Genomic DNA, 976 nt, shown 5'->3' on the forward strand with positions numbered 1-976 from the left:
CTGCTAAATACGGCACTGCCGTGGCGGTGAAGTAGTCATCGCGCGGTCCGCGTGTGTGCAAGCTCGTGCAGTTTCGTGTGGTTTCGTACCACCGCGGGCATCCGGCTCGCCTGCTTCGTGCGCACGCGCGGTCCGCGGCCGCTTTCAGTTTGTTCTGCTGTCGTTGCTCCATCGCGAGTGGCGTGAGTGGCGTAAATGGACACGCCTTCAGCTGTCATTTCCATGACGGGCTCCCGCGGCTCCCCGGCCGCGGTCTTTGGGCCTTGCCGGGTCGGGCATCCATGCGGGGAGAAGGGGCGCACGGCAGCGTCGCAGAGGGTGGTTTAAAATCAACGGACTGAATACAAACTTTCGCGCATCGCTCGCTTCAGAACCCGATATGGCATACAAAACGATTGAAGACACGATCGGCAACACGCCGCTCGTGCAACTGGTCCGGCTCCCCGACGACGAGATCCGCAGCCGCAACAACGTGATTCTCGCCAAGCTCGAGGGCAACAATCCGGCTGGATCGGTGAAGGACCGTCCGGCGTTGTCGATGATCAAGAAGGCGGAAGCGCGCCGCCGCATCAAGCCGGGCGACACGCTGATCGAATCGACGAGCGGCAACACCGGCATTGCGCTGGCGATGGCCGCGGCGATCCGCGGCTACAAGATGGTGCTGATCATGCCGGAGGACCTGTCGGTCGAGCGCCGTCAGAGCATGGCCGCGTATGGCGCGCAGATCATTCTGACGCCGGTCACGGGCGGCATGGAATACGCGCGCGATCTCGCCGAGCAGATGCAGCGCGAAGGCAAGGGCATCATCCTCGACCAGTTCGCGAACCCGGACAATCCGGCGGCGCACGTCGAAGGCACGGGCCCGGAAATCTGGCGCGATACCGAAGGGCGCATCACGCACTTCGTGTCGTCGATGGGAACGACCGGCACGATCATGGGCGTGTCGACGTATCTGAAAACACAGAATCAGCAGATT

The 976-nt window shown here is 62.7% G+C and carries 1 protein-coding gene; it reads left to right on the forward strand.

All coding sequences use genetic code 11. From position 1 onward, the window contains the following. Positions 1-379: 379 nt before the first annotated feature. Positions 380-976 (forward strand): pyridoxal-phosphate dependent enzyme (locus G3N99_RS40990; protein ID WP_206125281.1); only part of this gene is annotated, 597 nt, incomplete at its 3' end.

The sequence above is a fragment of the Burkholderia sp. Ac-20392 genome, from assembly GCF_017104585.1.
Taxonomy (GTDB): domain Bacteria; phylum Pseudomonadota; class Gammaproteobacteria; order Burkholderiales; family Burkholderiaceae; genus Burkholderia; species Burkholderia lata.